Source organism: Panacagrimonas perspica (assembly GCF_004364935.1).
GTDB lineage: Bacteria > Pseudomonadota > Gammaproteobacteria > Nevskiales > Nevskiaceae > Panacagrimonas > Panacagrimonas perspica.
The window spans coordinates 145371-161162 of sequence record NZ_SOBT01000010.1; the positions used below are offsets into that span (position 1 = coordinate 145371).

Annotated in this window: 15 protein-coding genes; 4 read left to right on the forward strand and 11 right to left on the reverse strand. The window is 62.3% G+C overall.

Annotated features, from left to right (window positions below; translation table 11 throughout):
- The first annotated feature begins 34 nt into the window (after nucleotides 1–34).
- The 3 genes from DFR24_RS17415 to DFR24_RS17425 all read left to right on the forward strand — a co-directional run bounded on the left by DFR24_RS17415 (nucleotide 35) and on the right by DFR24_RS17425 (nucleotide 3786).
- Complete coding sequence (locus tag DFR24_RS17415) at nucleotides 35–1555, forward strand: aldehyde dehydrogenase family protein (RefSeq protein ID WP_133882702.1); 1521 nt, start codon at nucleotides 35–37, stop codon at nucleotides 1553–1555.
- Nucleotides 1556–1763: 208 nt separating this feature from the next.
- Entirely contained in the window at nucleotides 1764–2561 is a 798-nt protein-coding gene (locus DFR24_RS17420) for a class I SAM-dependent methyltransferase (protein WP_133882703.1), read from the forward strand.
- 178 nt (nucleotides 2562–2739) lie between these two features.
- On the forward strand, nucleotides 2740–3786 hold the full coding sequence (locus DFR24_RS17425; RefSeq protein ID WP_133883107.1) for an alpha/beta fold hydrolase: 1047 nt from the start codon (nucleotides 2740–2742) through the stop codon (nucleotides 3784–3786).
- A 367-nt stretch (nucleotides 3787–4153) separates the two neighbouring features.
- On the opposite strand, the gene DFR24_RS17430 is transcribed toward DFR24_RS17425, so the two are convergent.
- Together DFR24_RS17430 and DFR24_RS17435 are read right to left on the reverse strand one after the other, a co-directional pair.
- Nucleotides 4154–4981, reverse strand: a complete 828-nt coding sequence (locus DFR24_RS17430) for a TlpA family protein disulfide reductase (protein WP_133882704.1) — start codon at nucleotides 4979–4981, stop codon at nucleotides 4154–4156.
- Nucleotides 4981–5328 (reverse strand): rhodanese-like domain-containing protein, encoded by a 348-nt coding sequence (locus DFR24_RS17435; protein WP_133882705.1) that lies wholly within the window; start codon nucleotides 5326–5328, stop codon nucleotides 4981–4983. The genes DFR24_RS17430 and DFR24_RS17435 overlap by 1 nt, the downstream gene beginning before the upstream one ends.
- Nucleotides 5329–5705: 377 nt before the next feature.
- On the opposite strand from DFR24_RS17435, the gene DFR24_RS17440 reads away from it, so the two are divergent.
- A complete protein-coding gene (locus DFR24_RS17440; RefSeq protein ID WP_133882706.1) occupies nucleotides 5706–6344 on the forward strand; it encodes an FMN-dependent NADH-azoreductase in 639 nt (212 codons plus the stop codon).
- 179 nt (nucleotides 6345–6523) lie between these two features.
- Here DFR24_RS17440 and DFR24_RS17445 read toward each other — a convergent pair whose 3' ends face one another.
- The 9 genes from DFR24_RS17445 to soxC all read right to left on the reverse strand — a co-directional run bounded on the left by DFR24_RS17445 (nucleotide 6524) and on the right by soxC (nucleotide 15445).
- Nucleotides 6524–7033 (reverse strand): hypothetical protein, encoded by a 510-nt coding sequence (locus DFR24_RS17445; protein WP_133882707.1) that lies wholly within the window; start codon nucleotides 7031–7033, stop codon nucleotides 6524–6526.
- 361 nt (nucleotides 7034–7394) lie between these two features.
- The gene (gene ctaD / locus DFR24_RS17450) at nucleotides 7395–9047 is read right to left on the reverse strand and encodes a cytochrome c oxidase subunit I (protein WP_133882708.1); all 1653 of its coding nucleotides are present in this window, start codon (nucleotides 9045–9047) and stop codon (nucleotides 7395–7397) included.
- Between the two features lie 2 nt (nucleotides 9048–9049).
- Entirely contained in the window at nucleotides 9050–10771 is a 1722-nt protein-coding gene (soxB, locus tag DFR24_RS17455) for a thiosulfohydrolase SoxB (protein ID WP_133882709.1), read from the reverse strand.
- A 32-nt stretch (nucleotides 10772–10803) separates the two neighbouring features.
- The gene (soxX, locus tag DFR24_RS17460; protein WP_133882710.1) at nucleotides 10804–11412 is read right to left on the reverse strand and encodes a sulfur oxidation c-type cytochrome SoxX; all 609 of its coding nucleotides are present in this window, start codon (nucleotides 11410–11412) and stop codon (nucleotides 10804–10806) included.
- Entirely contained in the window at nucleotides 11409–12233 is an 825-nt protein-coding gene (gene soxA / locus DFR24_RS17465) for a sulfur oxidation c-type cytochrome SoxA (RefSeq protein ID WP_210772549.1), read from the reverse strand. Before soxA ends, soxX begins: the two co-directional genes overlap by 4 nt.
- A complete protein-coding gene (gene soxZ, locus DFR24_RS17470; protein ID WP_133882711.1) occupies nucleotides 12230–12541 on the reverse strand; it encodes a thiosulfate oxidation carrier complex protein SoxZ in 312 nt (103 codons plus the stop codon). The genes soxA and soxZ overlap by 4 nt, the downstream gene beginning before the upstream one ends.
- Nucleotides 12542–12555: 14 nt before the next feature.
- Nucleotides 12556–13053 carry a thiosulfate oxidation carrier protein SoxY gene (gene soxY, locus DFR24_RS17475; protein ID WP_210772550.1) on the reverse strand — a complete coding sequence of 166 codons (498 nt, stop codon included), beginning with the start codon at nucleotides 13051–13053 and terminating at the stop codon, nucleotides 12556–12558.
- Entirely contained in the window at nucleotides 13050–14102 is a 1053-nt protein-coding gene (locus DFR24_RS17480) for a c-type cytochrome (RefSeq protein WP_133882712.1), read from the reverse strand. The genes soxY and DFR24_RS17480 overlap by 4 nt, the downstream gene beginning before the upstream one ends.
- Nucleotides 14099–15445, reverse strand: a complete 1347-nt coding sequence (gene soxC, locus DFR24_RS17485) for a sulfite dehydrogenase (RefSeq protein WP_133882713.1) — start codon at nucleotides 15443–15445, stop codon at nucleotides 14099–14101. Before soxC ends, DFR24_RS17480 begins: the two co-directional genes overlap by 4 nt.
- Nucleotides 15446–15792: the final 347 nt, after the last annotated feature.

Below are 15792 nucleotides of genomic sequence, written 5' to 3' on the forward strand. Positions count from 1 at the left end.
CGACTGCCGATACGGCAGCCGACTGGAGAAGAAAATGGATGGAGATAGAGGTTTGACAGCACTCCTGCCCTCTGTGAAGGCGTTCATCGCCACACCGCGGAAGGTCCTGATCGACGGAGCCTGGGTCGCGGCGAAGAGCGGCAAAACCTTCGAGGTTTTCAACCCGGCGACGGGCAGTGTGATCGGTCATGCCGCGGCCTGCGAGAAGGCGGACGTCGATGACGCGGTGAAGGCCGCGCGCAAGGCGTTCGACCAAGGTCCTTGGACGAAGATGACGCCTTCCGAACGTGGCCGGATCATCTGGAAGGTAGGCGACTTGATCCTCAAATACGCCGAAGAGTTCGCGCAGCTCGAAGCCATCGACAACGGCAAGCCGATCGCGGTAGCGCGCGCGGCCGACGTCATGCTCGCCGCCGACATCTTCCATTACATGGCCGGCTGGGCCACCAAGATCGAGGGCAACAGCCTCTCTCTGTCAGTGCCGTACACCCCCGGCGTGGAATACCAGGCGTTCACGCGCAAGGAGCCGATCGGCGTCGTCGCGCAGATCATCCCCTGGAACTTCCCGCTGCTGATGGCCGCCTGGAAGCTCGCGCCGGTGCTGGCCTCGGGCTGCGTGGTCGTCATGAAGCTGGCCGAAGAAACACCAATGTCCGGCTTGCGTCTGGCCGAGATCATGCAGGAGGCCGGCGTACCCAACGGCGTGGTGAACATGCTCACCGGCTTCGGTGAGCCCTGTGGTGCGCCCCTTGCGGCACATCCGCAGGTCGACAAGGTGGCCTTTACCGGCTCCACGGAAGTTGGCAAGCTGATCGTGAAGGCCGCCTCCAATGATCTGAAGAAGGTCACGCTCGAACTCGGCGGCAAGTCGCCCAACATCATCCTCGACGACGCGGACCTGGATGTCGCCATCGCTGGCGCAGCGATGGGCATCTTCTTCAACCACGGCCAGGCCTGCTGTGCGGGGTCGCGCCTGTTCGTACAGGAGAAGATCTTCGACAAGGTCGTGGCTGGCATTGCCGACATCGGCAAGAAGATCAAGCTCGGACCGGGCCTGGATCCGACGACCGAAATGGGGCCGATGGTGTCTCAGGCGCAGTACGAGCGCGTGTCGGGATTCCTGACATCGGGCAATGAACAGGGTGCCAAGGCACTCTGCGGCGGCAAGCCGGTATCCGGCAGCGGTTACTTCATCGAGCCGACGGTGCTGGTCAACACGAACGAGCGGATGAAGGTGGTGCAGGAAGAAATCTTCGGGCCAGTCCTTACGGCGATGCCGTTCAAGAACGTAGACGAGGATCTGATCCGTCGTGCCAACGACAGCTTGTTCGGACTCGCGGCCGGTATCTACAGCACCAATATCAACAAGGCGCACAAGATCGCAAACCGTTTGAAGGCAGGCACGATCTGGATCAACTGCTACAACGTCTTCGATGCCTCCATGCCTTTCGGTGGCTACAAGCAGTCGGGCTGGGGTCGCGAGATGGGCCACGAAGTGTTGAAGAACTACCTCGAGACGAAGTCGGTCTGCGTCGCGCTCGGCAGCGCGATCTAGTCGGCCACCGCGTCGCAGCTGCGCCGGGTCGTGCTCGGCGCAGCTTCTCCCGCGGCCTTGACTCCCATTGATCGGTCACGGCAGCTGCAACGTCAGTGCTCGCTCGTAACGGCCATGGGACGGGGGCACCTCCGGCGAGGGGCAGTTCTGGATGCGTCTCGATTCACAACATCAAAAGCCTTAGCTGCACCAGCTTGAGGAAATGCCCATGACGAACGATCCTTTCAGCCAGTTCAAGGCCGGACAGCGCGAAGCCTGGGCCCTGTTCTCTCCCATGGCGACCTTCACGACGCCACCGGCAGCGACCCTCGTGGAGTTCGCCGCGGTGCGAGAGAGTGACAAAGTGCTCGACGTTGCTTGTGGTACGGGCGTAGTGGCGGTCACGGCCGCGCTGCGCGGTGCCAACACGCGCGGACTGGACCTCTCGCCCGTCCTGCTAGAAGACGCTGCTGCGAACGCTGCCACGGTCGGATTGAGCATCGAGTTCCTGGAAGGAGATGCCGAAGCCTTGCCTTACGACGACGGCACCTTCGACGTGGTGTTGAGCCAGTTCGGGCACATGTTTGCACCGCGCCCCGAGTTGGCGACGGCAGAAATGCTCCGCGTGCTTAGGCCGGGTGGAACCATCGCGTTCTCGACTTGGCCACCCGACCTGATGATTGGAAGCATTTTTTCCCTTCTCGGGCGCTATCTGCCCGGACCGACCAACGCCGCGCCGCCGTCGCAATGGGGCGATCCCAATATCGTGCGTCAACGGCTGGGAGATGCGGTTAAGGACGTGCAATTCCAGTACGACGACATGGTGATGCCTGCGCTCAGTCCGAAGCATTACCTTGCCCATATGGAGCGGACAGCCGGCCCGGTCATAAAACTTGTGCAGACGCTCAAGGACGAGCCTGGGCGCCTCACGCAGTTCCGCGCCGAGATGGAGTTGCTGATCGCTCGTTTCTTTTCGCACAACCGCGTTCGGCAGACCTTCCTGATGACGCGCGCAACAAAGTGCTAGGCCTGATCGCCTTTTAATGATCACGCGCGCCGGCGACGAGTGTGCCGACGCTATCGCCCCATGCACGATCTCATGCATGAGCAACATCTTTACCCCATAGCCGGAGCAGCTCGCTATGGACACCCGCGAAGTCGGGCTCGACGTACAAAGGAATGAGCGCCAACCACTGGAGACAAAAATGAGCGTCGCATCGTATTACTCGCAGGAAGCACACGGACCGTTTTTCACCAAGCCGCTGGGCAACTTCGAACTTGAGTCCGGAGTGACGCTGCGGAACGCCACCATCGCCTACTCGACATTTGGCACGCTCTCCCCGGCAAAGGACAACGCGATACTTTTTCCGTCCTGGTACTCGGGGACGTCTAAGATCATCGAGCAGGCGTACATCGGCCAGGGGCGCGCGCTGGATCCGGACAAGTACTTCATCGTCGTGGCCAACCAGCTCGGCAATGGATTGTCGTCGTCGCCGCACAACATGCCGTCCCCGCTCAATGGCGCAAGTTTTCCCGAAGTCATGATCGGGGACGACGTCCGCGCGCAGCACCAACTACTGACGGAGCACCTCGGAATCGAGGAGCTTCAACTCGTGCTCGGTGGATCAATGGGTGCGCAACAGACCTACGAATGGGCGGTGCGCTTTCCCAAGATGGTCAAGCGCGCCGCGCCTATCGCAGGTACCGCCAAAGGCACCGCGCACAACCAGCTCCTGGTACAGACCTTTCGCGAAGCCATCACAAGCGACCCGCGCTGGGACGAGGGCTGCTACTCCGACGCCGCCGCGGTACAGCGGGGCCTGCGTCGTCATGCGCGCGTGTTCGCCGCCTCGGGATTCTCGCCCAGGCTGTTTAGCGAGGAAGGCTGGCGCGCGATCGGCTTTTCGTCGACGGAGGATTTCCTGACGAACTTCGTGGAAGGTTACTTCCTGCCGATGGACCCCAATAACCTGCTGCTGATGCTCAACAAGTGGGCCAAGGGCGACGTCACGCGCGGCGCCGGCGGCACCTTACAGTCGGTGCTCTCGAAGATCACCGCGCGTGTGACCACGATCGCCATCCAGGAGGACGGCTTCTTCCCGCTGGCCGACATTCAGGCCGAGCAGAAAATGACCCCGAACAGCGAGCTGGTCACGATCTCCTCGCCCTGGGGGCATCTGGCGCTCTTCGGCATCGATCCGGAGTACAACTCGAAGATCGATGCCACGCTCAAACGGCTGCTCTTGGCCTGATCCAGCCAGAGGGTTGAGTCTTGCAGCGGCAGGCTCGAATTTGCACACGAAATATCCGGGCCCGCTGTGCCGTGGAAGTCGCTGCCGAATCTTATTGATCGGGCCGATTTGGCTGATCGCGGCACACAGGCGGCGGCCGTAGCCACCGGCGACGATGCTGTGCCGACGCCGCCGCACTGCCTGCCGCGGTCGGTGCGCCACCGTCGCTGGCGGTCGCAGCCTGGGCTCATCACGTTGCTCGCGAGATGCTGAAGAGCCCTCGCCGATTGAATCCTGAGGTCGCCGTAACTGCTGCGGATTGAATGGGGCTTGTGGGCGCCTGCGGCAGACAGACCATTTGGATCCACGACGTGGTGGGTGCCGTCATCTATCGGGCGATAGCAGCTTCATTACCGCGAATCGCGGCCAGCTTGGCGGCGAAACTGGCAGTGGTGATCGGACCCAGGTGGGTTTCGCGCAGGCGACCCTCGGCGTCGAAAAACAAGGTGGCCGGAAGTCCGGGCGTCTGGAACGACGCGGCGACGGTGCCCTCCGTGTCCAGCAGCACCTGCTCGATCCGCACGCCCGCGCGCTGCAGGTAGGCGATGACGGCTGAGGCCGGTTCGCGCTGGTTAACGAATACAAACTGCGTATCCGCATACTCATCCTGAGCTGCCTCCAGCACCGGCATCTCCCGCCGACACGGCGGGCACCACGATGCCCAGAGATTGACCACCAACGGCCGTCCCTGGAAGTCGCTGAGCCGCGTGGGGCGACCATCCAGCGTCAGCAACGCAATTCCCGGAATAGACACACTGTGCTGCTGAAACAGGCGCAATCCGTTGCTCAGCGCCGCCCATGCAAAAAGCCCCGCAAACATGGCCGCCCCGAGCGGACGACGGATGCCCGGATCGTGGCGTGTGAGCCACAGTCCGAATGCAACGGACCCTGCAACCCCGGGCAACGCGAGAAACCCGCCGTCGTGGATCATCAGGATCGACAGCGGTTCCGCCATGTACTCCGGCCACCAGCGCAACACGAAAGCGAGACGGGCTGTCAGCAGGCCTGCGAGCAGCAGATCGACGAGTTGTGAAGCCTGCCGTCGCCACCCGCCGCCGGGTCGTAACCGTTCGAGTGTGTAGGCAACGCCTAGCGAACATGACAGGGCCAGCAGCAGGATCACCACCGGCATCGGCAGTGGTCCAAGGCTCAGCATCAGCGCAGCGCGTTGGAGGCCTTGAGACCACCGACGATGTAGCGCGCGTTCGTGCAGCCCAGCGCGCGCAGACTGTCGGCCGACAGTGCGCCGCGATTATTGACGTTGCAGTAACAGAGGATGGGCGTATCGAGATCCGGTACGAGGCTCTCAATATTCATCTCCAGCTTGCCGCGGCTCAGGTTCGCGGATCCGGCGATATGACCGCCCTCGTGCTCCTCGCGATCCCGGATGTCGAGCAGAACCGTGCCGGACTCCATCAACGCATCCACCTGTTCAGGTCCGACCCCTTCGACGCGCCCGCGGGCCGCGTCGGCGAGCGCCTGGAACTTCTGCGTGTACGACATCGGCGAACTCCGGAAATCGATGCGGCGTGCAGTGTGACACGTCATCGCTCTCGTGCTTCACCATAACCGAGCCAATTCAGCTCGAACATGATTTCCCGAATTAGCGAGTCTTGTGGCGCACTTACGGCGGGTCACTCTCATGTCGACGAGGTAGCTTTCACCGGCTCGACGGAAACCGACCATCTGATCGTGAAAGCCGCATTCGAATGACCTCCTGCCGGTGCTCGCGATAAGCCGGATCAGGAGCTAAATTCATTTAGACGGATGCCTCCGTTTCTCGTCAACTTTATACCTGCGAATCGAGCGCAGACGTAGTATTTTCAAGGTTCCCGCGCATCATCGAATGCGCGCCCGTTGGACTTCCAAGGAGAATTTGAGTGGGTACTGTCAAGACCTTGCTGCACGTTGAAGCCTCGCCCCGGAAAGATCGCTCTGCCTCCCTTGAGGTGGCCCGCTCTTTCGTCGATGCACTCAAAGCCAATTCACCAGGTCTTGCGGTCGACACGATGGACTTGTGGAAAACGACGTTGCCCGAATTCGATGGAGCCGCGCTGCAGGGCAAGTACGCCGGCCTTGAAGGAAGAGCACGCAATTCGGAAGAAGAGAAGGCCTGGAGCACGATCACGACGCTTGCCGATCGACTCAAGCGGGCTGACGTCCTGTTGTTCTCGGTGCCGATGTGGAACTGGACCATTCCCTACAAGCTCAAGCATCTGATTGATCTCATCACGCAGAAGGACGTGCTGTTCTCGTTCGACGAGAAAGGAATGAATGGCCTGCTGCACAACAAGCGCGCCGTTTGCGTCTACGCACGCGGCATCGACTTCACTCCGGGCACTGGCTTCCCTTCCTCATTCGATCACCAGAAGCCCTACATGGAGACCTGGCTGAACTCGATCGGCGTCACCGCGATCGACACGCTGATGGTCCAGAAGACCTTGTTTGGACCGGAATTGGACAAGCAGGAACGCGACGCTGCTTCCGAAGCCGCGCGTGCGTTGGCGGCAGGCATTTAGCCCTGTAGAACGCTTGCGGTATTCGGTCCCCCGGAGCCGCCCTGCGGTTCCGACGTAGAGCTCGGGACCGTCTCAGGACACGAAGCCGCCTGGCCCATTCTCATTGGGCCAGGCGCTGAGTGCGAAAATTGCCTGCTTCTCGAAAGCGAGAAGCTGTGGAACCTTGGCAGGCAGCGAAGTCAGCAGCGAGCGACGTAAACCCGTTCCGGGACGTGCGTGTTGAATCGTTCTGCCCAAGGCAGGACGAGCTCACCGGAGGGTCTCGGAAAGACGCCTTTGATTTCCGCGAACGTGGACGATCCAACTTCGAGGAGTTCGATCTGGGAGATGTCGTTCCAGGCAATGCGTCTGACGGACATTCCGATCTGGACGAACACGGATTCGGCACTCACCTGCACGAAGAAATATGCGCTGGTGCCGGCGAGCAGGCCTCGCCCGCCGAAGTAGTGTGCGTCGTCGAGACGCTTCGGATCGTGCTCCGTCCCCAGTTCCTTCAGTCGACGTTTGTTGATGACTATCCGAAGCACGCCGATGAGCCACGCACATGCGAGGACCGCGAGAACTCCGCAGAAGATGGCGACCGCGATGCTGCTGGAGCGTCGGTAGCCAGCCCAACCGCACAGTGCGGCGAGCACCAACAGGCCCGAGTTGTACAAGCTGGGATGGAAGGTGACCGGTTGGCGTTCCATTCGTCGAAGACAATCGGTTGAAGCGCGGTTCCGGGTCGGTCGTGACAGTGCTCCGTGCCCCCGGAATCCCAGAAAAAAAAACCCGCTTCCGATCAGCAGGAAGCGGGGCGTGACCGTGGTGGCGCCAGGGTCAAAAAGCAGCAGAACCACGAAAGCTGCCGAGGAGGCGAAACAGCTCTGCTGCTAGAGGAGACGTTTCTCCGATTTCGTCTGCGGCTTCACGCCCAGGAGCCAACAGCCGATCGAAGCGTGTTGACATCAGTTTCCGGAATTTCCATCGTCCGGAACAATCCGTAGGTGTACGTGGGGGAACTAGGAACCGCCCCAGGCAGATCGCTCGATGGCCGCAAACGAGCGCGTGCTACCGGGCGGCGACACCGGCGCCGGAATCGTGCACGGCCGTCAGGTCGGAGTCACCCACGTGCGGAGGATCCTCGAAGGTGTGGTACGGAGCCGGCGAGGCCACCGTCCACTCGAGGCCGTGCGCGCCTTCCCAGACGCGGTCGGTCGCTTTCTGACCCTTGCGGGCCATGCAGGCAATCATGTTGAAGATGAAGATGAACTGCGCGATGAAGAACACGAACGCGCCGATCGTGGAGACCATGTTGAAGTCCACGAACTGCACCGCGTAATCCGGCACGCGGCGCTGCATGCCCGCCAGTCCCGAGAAGTGCTGCGGGAAGAAGGTCACGTTGATGAAGATGGCCGAGAGCCAGAAGTGCACCTTGCCCCAGAACTCGTTGTACATCACGCCCGTCCACTTCGGGATCCAGTAGTACACGGCGGCGATGATCGAGAACACGGCGCCCGGCACCAGCACGTAGTGGAAGTGCGCGACCACGAAGTAGGTGTCGTGGTACTGGAAGTCCACCGGCGCGATGGCGAGCATCAGGCCCGAGAAGCCGCCGATCGAGAACAGGAACACGAAGGCGATCGCGAACAGCATCGGCGTCTCGAACGTCATCGAGCCGCGCCACATCGTGGCGATCCAGTTGAACACCTTCACGCCCGTGGGCACCGCGATCAGCATCGTGCTGAACATGAAGAAGAGCTCGCCGGCCAGCGGCATGCCCACCGTGAACATGTGGTGCGCCCACACGATGAACGACAGGAACGCGATCGACGCGGTGGCGTAGACCATCGAGTCGTAGCCGAACAGCGTCTTGCGCGCGAACGTCGGGATGATCGTGGAGACCACGCCGAACGCCGGCAGAATCAGGATGTAGACCTCGGGGTGACCGAAGAACCAGAAGATGTGCTGGAACATCACCGGGTCGCCGCCGCCCGAAGCGGTGAAGAAGCTGGTGGCGAAGTACTTGTCGGTGAGCAGCATCGTCACGGCGCCCGCGAGCACCGGCATCGTCGCGATCAGCAGGTAGGCAGTGATCAGCCAGGTCCAGCAGAACAGCGGCATCTTGAGCAGGGTCATGCCCGGCGCGCGCAGGTTCAGGATCGTCACGACGACGTTGATGGCGCCCGTGATCGAGCTGATACCCATCAAGTGGATGGCGAAGATCAGGAACGGGAAGCCTTCACCGGTCTGCAGCACCAGCGGCGGGTACATCGTCCAGCCACCGGCAGGACCACCGCCCGGCATGAACAGCGTCGAGAGCAGCAGCGTGAAGGCGAAGGGCAGGATCCAGAAGCCCCAATTGTTCACGCGCGGCAGCGCCATGTCCGAGGCGCCCACCATCATCGGGACCATCCAGTTGGCGAGGCCGGTGAAGCCGGGCATGACGCCACCGAAGATCATGACCAGCGCGTGCAGCGTGGTCATCTGGTTGAAGAATTCGGGATCGACGAACTGCAGGCCGGGGTGCCAGAGCTCGGCGCGGATCACCAGCGACATCAGGCCGCCGATGAAGAACATCGAGAACGAGAAGATCAGGTACAGCGTGCCCAGATCCTTGTGATTCGTCGTCTTGATCCACCGCATGATCCCCTTCTCGGGGCCATGGTGATGGTCGTCATGACCGTGGGCGTGATCGTCGTGAGCGTGGTCGTGGCTGGCCATCGCTACAGTAGTCCTGCGTTGTCGGTGACGCCGATCAGGCGCGGGCTTTGGGCACCGCGCGCGACGACTTCCTTCTGATCCTTGAGCCATCGACTGACGACTTCCCAGATTGGCTCGCCTTCAACATTGGCAGCAACCGGGGCCCAACCGGCGACCTTGTAGGTCTTGGTCGCGTCCAGCCGTTTTCCATTCAACCGGAGGTCCTGGATCCGATTGCCCACCTTCTCGAACGGTGCGATCGCGTAGGACAGGCCTCCGACCCGCACCATGTCTCCGCCCTGCTGCAGGTAGGGATCGGGGTTGAACAGGTTGTCCGCGACATCCTCGAGAACGGCCTTGACCCGCTCCCCCGTCATGTCGGTCAGGGTCGTCTGCGGATAGCTGATGGCCGTCTGGTTCATCACGTCTTCCAGGGTGATGGCCATCCCGGCGGTCAGGCTCGTGCCCCATCGGAACCCCGGCGAAAACGCAATCTCTGCGTTCTTCTCGGTGAGGAGCGCATCGAGAACGACCTGATCGAACGTTCCGTTGAAGTTACCCCGACGGTAGAGCGTCTCGCCGGCCACCGCGAGCCGCTGCCCAAGCTTCTCGGCGAAAGGAGCTCGAACCCGCGCGATGAGTGCCGCCATCTCGGGGTCGGGCGTGATGGCATCGGCGAACACGGGCAGCAGTCGATACTTCCAGCCAGTCGGCCGACCGTTCGCAACGGAGAAATCGAGAACGCCAAGAAACTTGCCGTTGCTTCCCGCGTTGGTGACCAGGGTCACGCCGCCCGCGTTCTTGACCTCGATCGGCCGGGCGACCGCGTCGTGCGTGTGGCCGCCCAGGATCGCATCGATACCGGAGACACGGCTGGCGAGCTTGAGGTCGACGTCCATCCCGTTATGCGATAGCAACACGACCACGACGGCGCCCTGCTTGCGCGCTTCGGTCACCACCTTCTGCAGGTTTTCTTCCTGTATCCCGAACGCCCAGTTCGGGGTGAAGTGGGCAGGGTTTGCGATCGGCGTATAAGGGAACGCTTGCCCGATGACAGCAGTCGGGACGCCGTTGATCTGCCGAATAACGTAGGGAGGGAAAACGGGATCGCCGAAATCCTGCGTCCGCACGTTGTGCGCGACGAAGTCGAGCGCGTTATTGAAGTCGGAGGAGATGATCTTCTCCACCCGGTCGCTCCCCAGCGTGAACTCCCAGTGACCCGTCATGACATCGACGCCCATCAGACGACAGGCATCGACCATGTCCTGGCCCTGGGTCCACATGGCGGTGGCGGAACCCTGCCAAGTATCGCCACCGTCGAGGAGCAAGGCGCCCGGCCGCGTCGCCTTCATTCGTTTGACGAGTGACGAGAGGTGCGCAAACCCACCGACGCGTCCGAACCTCGCCGATGCTTCCTCGAAGTCGAGGCAGCTCAGGGCGTAGGCTTCCGGAGAACCTTTCTTGATGCCGTAGCTGCGCAGTAGCGCGTCCCCGACGAGATGCGGCGGCCGATTCCTCGCCTCACCCACTCCCAGGTTGACCGAAGGTTCCCGGAACAAGATCGGGTTGAGCTGCGCATGGCAGTCCGTGAAGTGGAGCAGGTGCACTTGGCCAAACCGGGGAACGTCGTACAGACCGTCCCACGAAGCATCGGTCCCGGCGCGGCTGTTCGTGATCGGGAGACCGGAGACGACCGCCGCCGCCATGACCTGCAAGAACTCACGTCTCGAAAAAGTGCCGCTCATTGATCTTCCATTCATGCCGGCATCGCAGCCCGTTACTTGTTGACCGGTGACGCCGGGTCGAACAGGAATGCCATGACGTCGCGGATCTGCTCTTCCGTCAGGATCTTCGCGTCGCCGAAACGCGGCATGTGGCTGCAGGCGCTATAGGCGTGCGAATTCCAGATCCGTGTCCACGTGTACTTGAGCATCGCTTCCGACTGACCGCGGATCTTCCCGTAGCCGGCCAGCGAGGGACCCAGGGTTCCGAACGAAATCTCTTCTGGAGCCAGCTGGTGGCACGCGTAGCAGTTCCCGCCATTCGGCGTGGCGGGATCGTCCGAGGACTGCATGCCGGTTCCGGTCTGGGCGATCTTCTGTCCTTTCTCCCATTGCCCGAGCAGCTTTCCGTCTGCTGGAAGGACGACACCGTCCATCGCGGCCTTCTGAATTTTTGTGGCCACGTCGGCGGCTACTTCCATTCCTACAGGGCCACTGCAGGCCTGCTGCATCTCCGATTGCTGGAGTCGATCCAGCCCCGCTTGGCCCTTCGCCCGGTACGAAGCCGTCAGTGACTCGTTGTCACCGGCCATCGTGGTAGGGGAAAGCGTTGCTAACACGAGCACGAGCAACGAGAGGGTGGCCACAAGGCAGCGCGCGCTCATCGCTTGATCCCCGGTGCGTCCATGATGCCGCCGTTGGCAGTCGCGCCGAGGTAGGTGAGCAGGCTCACGGCGGCAGGTGACCCGAAGATGAGTTCAGGCAAGCGCTGCTGCCGCGCGCAATCCACCATCCGCCACTGCATCGTCCGCAGGGCGCCTTGCGAGACGCGATACGCCGGCCAGGATCGATACGCGTTGGCCGCACCTTCCTGGGTGGTGAGATTGGGGAGCACTGTGAGTCGAATTCGTTTGCTCGACTGCGAATGGCAACCGGCACACGAAAAGTCGTACGGACCCGCGCGGTAATTGAATAGCCGCTTGCCTTCGGCGAACGCTGCTTGTTCCTTGGCATGCTTCTGCGGCACCGAGATCACCTTGCCGCGGGATTGGCCGGCGATCCATGCAGTGAGCGCCTCCAGATCGGTGGCCGTCTGGCCCTGAACCGAAAACGGGCGCGCAGTGACCGCACTTTCCGACAGCCCTTGAATGTCGTTCATGCACCAAGCGAGCCGCGTCTCCAGATCCATGACTCGCCCCGCATCCTTGAAGTAGCGTGGCAACGAGGCGTACGCACCTGCCACGACTCCGGCCCCGAGCCCGAGGTCGCAAGCGGACAGCGGCTTGTTCTTCGGCCCTCTCGCGGCGCTCCATAACTCTTCGCCCTGCATCTCGACCAGCTCGGCAGGATTGCCCTCTCCCAGCATTTCCCGGTACTGGGAAAACATCTCGTCGTCGCCGGCGGCGAATGCGACGGATGCGCAGCAGGAGACGCAGAACAGGGCCGCACGAAACCAGCTTCGGGACGATACTGCGGAAGCGCTCACGACAGGGCGACCTGGTCGGTTCGCGAGTCACCCTGGTTGTCCTTCCAGGTGACGCTCACGGAGTCACCTGGGGTTCCACCCACGAACTGGAACTGGATGAACGGATTCTGGGAGACCGCAGGACCCCAGACCGCGGAGAGGACCACCTTGTCGTTGTGCTTGGCAACCACCTCGTTGATGTAATGGCCGGGAATGGTCTTTCCCTCCGGATCCTTGCGGAACCCGGTCTCCATCGGATGAGCAATGAGGACTTTGACTTCGGTGCGGCCGTCCTTGATGGCCGCGCGGATCTTCATCGGACTACCCATGACTTTCTCCTGTCTCAACCACCGCAGCCGCCGAGTGTCACCTTGGTCTCGCGAGTCGCGCTGAAGAGCTTCCCATCCGCCTTCACGACTGCGATCACGTTGGACGTCTGGGCGACCTTGACCCGCGCGCTGATCATGGCGTCGGTCTGATCTGGAATGGCGAACGCAGCCGCGAACGGGTTCGGGTTCTTCTCGATGATTAGGTAGATGTCCGTTGTGGACGGAAGCGAACTCTTCACTGTGATCGGAACCACCGAGCCGTTTTCGGCGATGTCGGGTGTCGTCAGCACGATCTGATCACTCGGTGTCGGTTTATCGCCCAAGGCCTTCAGCACGTCGTCGACCGTGCGCTCCTTGAACATGCCTTCGAGCGCCTGGGCCCAGGCGCGGATCGGAGCCAGAGAGAGGAGGAGCAGGCCGCCCATCAGCCGGGCCCCCGACCAGAGGACCTGCCTCCTCGAAAGCACCTCGCGCCGCGAGTGTCCGCCGTTATTCATATCGCTCACCGTCATTGCGCTGCTCCTCCTGCAATCCATTCCGTGATGGCTTTCATGGTTTCGTCGGGCAACTGGGCGAACGGAGGCATGGGAACCACTCCCCATACACCGCTGCTGCCGCCACGAATCTTCGACGCGAGATAGGCCGTGGCATCCTTGCGATCTGCGTACTTCGCTGCCACGTCCTTGAACGACGGGCCCAGGAGTTTCGCGTCGATAGCGTGGCACCCGAGGCAGCCGTTGCTCGACAACATCGGCGTGACGTCTGGACCGGTGCGCTTCGTGCCTAGACCCGTTGCCACGGGAGCAGTGGCGGGGCTCGCCGTCTCGGCTCCCATCGCCAGCTCGACGCCACGTACAGCGCCAAACGAACGATTCTGCTTCGCGAGGTCGCCATGCGAACCCCGCGCATGGTCAGGCAGCGCCGACGTGATCACCACGTCGCCGTGCAAGCAGTCCTGCATGCAAGGCTTGGCACGCGTATCGGCCTTGCCGCCCACCTTCCAGAGTCCGTGCTCCTGCGTCATCCCGTTGCGGTTCGGCAGCCGGGCCTGCACGTTCGCCATGGTCTTGTCTGACAGCACGAAGTCGGCGGGGACGATATCCGCGAGATGGAGCAGATACGCGAGCGCGGCGTAGACCTCGTTTGGCGAAAGCGACTTCGGCCGGTCCCAGGGCATCGCGCGGTTGATGTAGTCCCACAACGTCGAGATGGAGGACACCTTGGTGAACGTCGTGCGATAGCTGCCGCCTGCCTTCAGTGAGGCCACCCGGCCGGTGCGGATGTCGTCCGCCGTGGTGTTGCCGATCAGCGGCGTGAAGACGTGGTTCGCATCGCCGAAGTCGCCGTGGCAGCTGGCGCAACGAGCGCTCCACAGCGCTTCGCCTTCCGATACCGAGCCTTGCCCGGCTGGAAGCCCGACAAAATCGGGACGCACGTCGATGTCCCAGGCGCGGATCTCTGCGTCCGTGGCCGATCGACCGACGCCGGCATAGTCGGCTCGCACCACGCTGCTGGTGGTTGCCAGCAATCCGAGCAGACACAAGAGCGCAATGTGTTTCATAGCTGGACGTTCGAGACCTCGCCGGACCGGTCGACCCGCCAGGTCTGGATGGCATTGTTGTGATAGATCGAACGCGTCCCACGGACCTCGCGCAGCATTCGATAGCTGGGTTGCACGAACCCGGTGTCGTCCATGGCGCGGCTTTGGAGCAGGCAGGGCGAGCCGTCCCACGTCCAGTCGCAGTTGAATCGCGTCAGCGCCTTCGGAAGCTGCGGGCTCTCGAGCCTCGCTGCCTTCCAGTTCCGGCCGCCGTCAAACGAAACATCGACCCGCTTAATCGTGCCCCGGCCTGACCAGGCCAGGCCGGTCACGTTGCAGAAGCCCTGCCCCACCAGTTTCTGGCCGCCCGACGGCGTCGTGATCACCGACTTTGCTTCCTGGATCGACGTGTACTGCCGCAGCCGTCCGTCCGGCATCAGGTCGACGTAGTGGGCCACCTCGTCCTTGGCTCCGTAAGGCTGATCGCCCACTTCGATTCGTCGCAGCCATTTCACCCACGACACGCCCTGCACACCGGGAACGACCAGACGAAGCGGATAGCCGTTCTCGGGACGAAGCATTTCACCGTTCATCCCGTAGGCGACGAAGGCGTCGTCCAATGCGCGTTCCATGGGAATCGTGCGCGTCATGCTCGACCCGTCCGCGCCTTCCGCCAGCACGAACTTCGCCCTGGATCGATCGATCTTGGCGTCGTCCAGCAAAACCGACAGCGGAACGCCGGTGAACTCCGAGCAGGAGATCATGCCGTGGGTGTACTGGACGGTCGGCACCGCCACGTTTGCCCACTCCATGGCGGAGTTGGCACCGCATTCGATGAAGTGGATGCGCGAGACCGAGGGCAGACGCATCAGGTCGTCCATGGTGTACACGCGGGGGCGGCCGACGAGTCCGTTGATCATCAGGCGGTGACGCGATGGATCGACATCCACCCATCCCTGGTGATGTCGCTCGAAATGCAGGCCCGAGGGAGTGATGATTCCGAACAGCCCCTGAAGCGGAGCGAATGAGACGGACGCCTGCGCGACACTGGTCAGTCCCGGTGACTGCCTCCGCGCCAGTGACGTCTCGTAGATCGACGGATCGCCATATGGCTTGAAGACGACCGGCTTGCCGAGCAAAGTCGACCAAGGCGGCAGATTCAGGATCTCTGCGTCGCCGTCCGATGGATTGCCCGTCGCGCCCATCGCGGAGCCGGCCATCGCGCCGAGCGCAGCAGAGAAGGCACCGCGGATGAGACGCCGCCGATCCGGATCGATCCCGCCTTTCTGGATCGACACAATCAGCTCAGGGCCAAGAAACCCTTCCGGAGCCTTCTGGACGATCGTGCGTGCGCTGGAGTCCATATGCGTTCGCTCGGCTTCGGAGGGACTGACGGTCTCGAGTGCGACAAAAGATCCGGCTCGTACGGTCCGTCTCGGGCGGTCGTAGGTCGGTTAGTTGTTTTGCGGGGGACGACGGCGTCTTACGCGCCGTAATCGCCCGGCAGAACACTGGCAGATCGTCTATTCACGTCCTATCCGTGTGGCACCGGGTCGGGACTAGCAAGTTCCCGAGGTCGTCCGGCCCCAGCGGCTGATTCGCGTCCGCCTCCAGCCTGCGCAGGACACGGGCGGAAATAGCGTCGCGCCTTAGGCGCGCGAGGTTGGTGTACGTTTGATGACCGGGATCATCAGCGACACATTCCGAGGTG

Excerpts from the sequence above, each read along its gene's own strand:
- DFR24_RS17415 (WP_133882702.1), top strand. The coding sequence starts at position 35 with ATGGATGGAGATAGAGGTTTGACAGCACTCCTGCCCTCTGTGAAGGCG.
- DFR24_RS17420 (WP_133882703.1), top strand. The coding sequence starts at position 1,764 with ATGACGAACGATCCTTTCAGCCAGTTCAAGGCCGGACAGCGCGAAGCC.
- DFR24_RS17425 (WP_133883107.1), top strand. The coding sequence starts at position 2,740 with ATGAGCGTCGCATCGTATTACTCGCAGGAAGCACACGGACCGTTTTTC.
- DFR24_RS17430 (WP_133882704.1), bottom strand. The coding sequence starts at position 4,981 with ATGCTGAGCCTTGGACCACTGCCGATGCCGGTGGTGATCCTGCTGCTG.
- DFR24_RS17435 (WP_133882705.1), bottom strand. The coding sequence starts at position 5,328 with ATGTCGTACACGCAGAAGTTCCAGGCGCTCGCCGACGCGGCCCGCGGG.
- DFR24_RS17445 (WP_133882707.1), bottom strand. The coding sequence starts at position 7,033 with ATGGAACGCCAACCGGTCACCTTCCATCCCAGCTTGTACAACTCGGGC.
- ctaD (WP_133882708.1), bottom strand. The coding sequence starts at position 9,047 with ATGGCCAGCCACGACCACGCTCACGACGATCACGCCCACGGTCATGAC.
- soxB (WP_133882709.1), bottom strand. The coding sequence starts at position 10,771 with ATGAGCGGCACTTTTTCGAGACGTGAGTTCTTGCAGGTCATGGCGGCG.
- soxX (WP_133882710.1), bottom strand. The coding sequence starts at position 11,412 with ATGAGCGCGCGCTGCCTTGTGGCCACCCTCTCGTTGCTCGTGCTCGTG.
- soxZ (WP_133882711.1), bottom strand. The coding sequence starts at position 12,541 with ATGGGTAGTCCGATGAAGATCCGCGCGGCCATCAAGGACGGCCGCACC.
- soxY (WP_210772550.1), bottom strand. The coding sequence starts at position 13,053 with ATGACGGTGAGCGATATGAATAACGGCGGACACTCGCGGCGCGAGGTG.
- DFR24_RS17480 (WP_133882712.1), bottom strand. The coding sequence starts at position 14,102 with ATGAAACACATTGCGCTCTTGTGTCTGCTCGGATTGCTGGCAACCACC.
- soxC (WP_133882713.1), bottom strand. The coding sequence starts at position 15,445 with ATGGACTCCAGCGCACGCACGATCGTCCAGAAGGCTCCGGAAGGGTTT.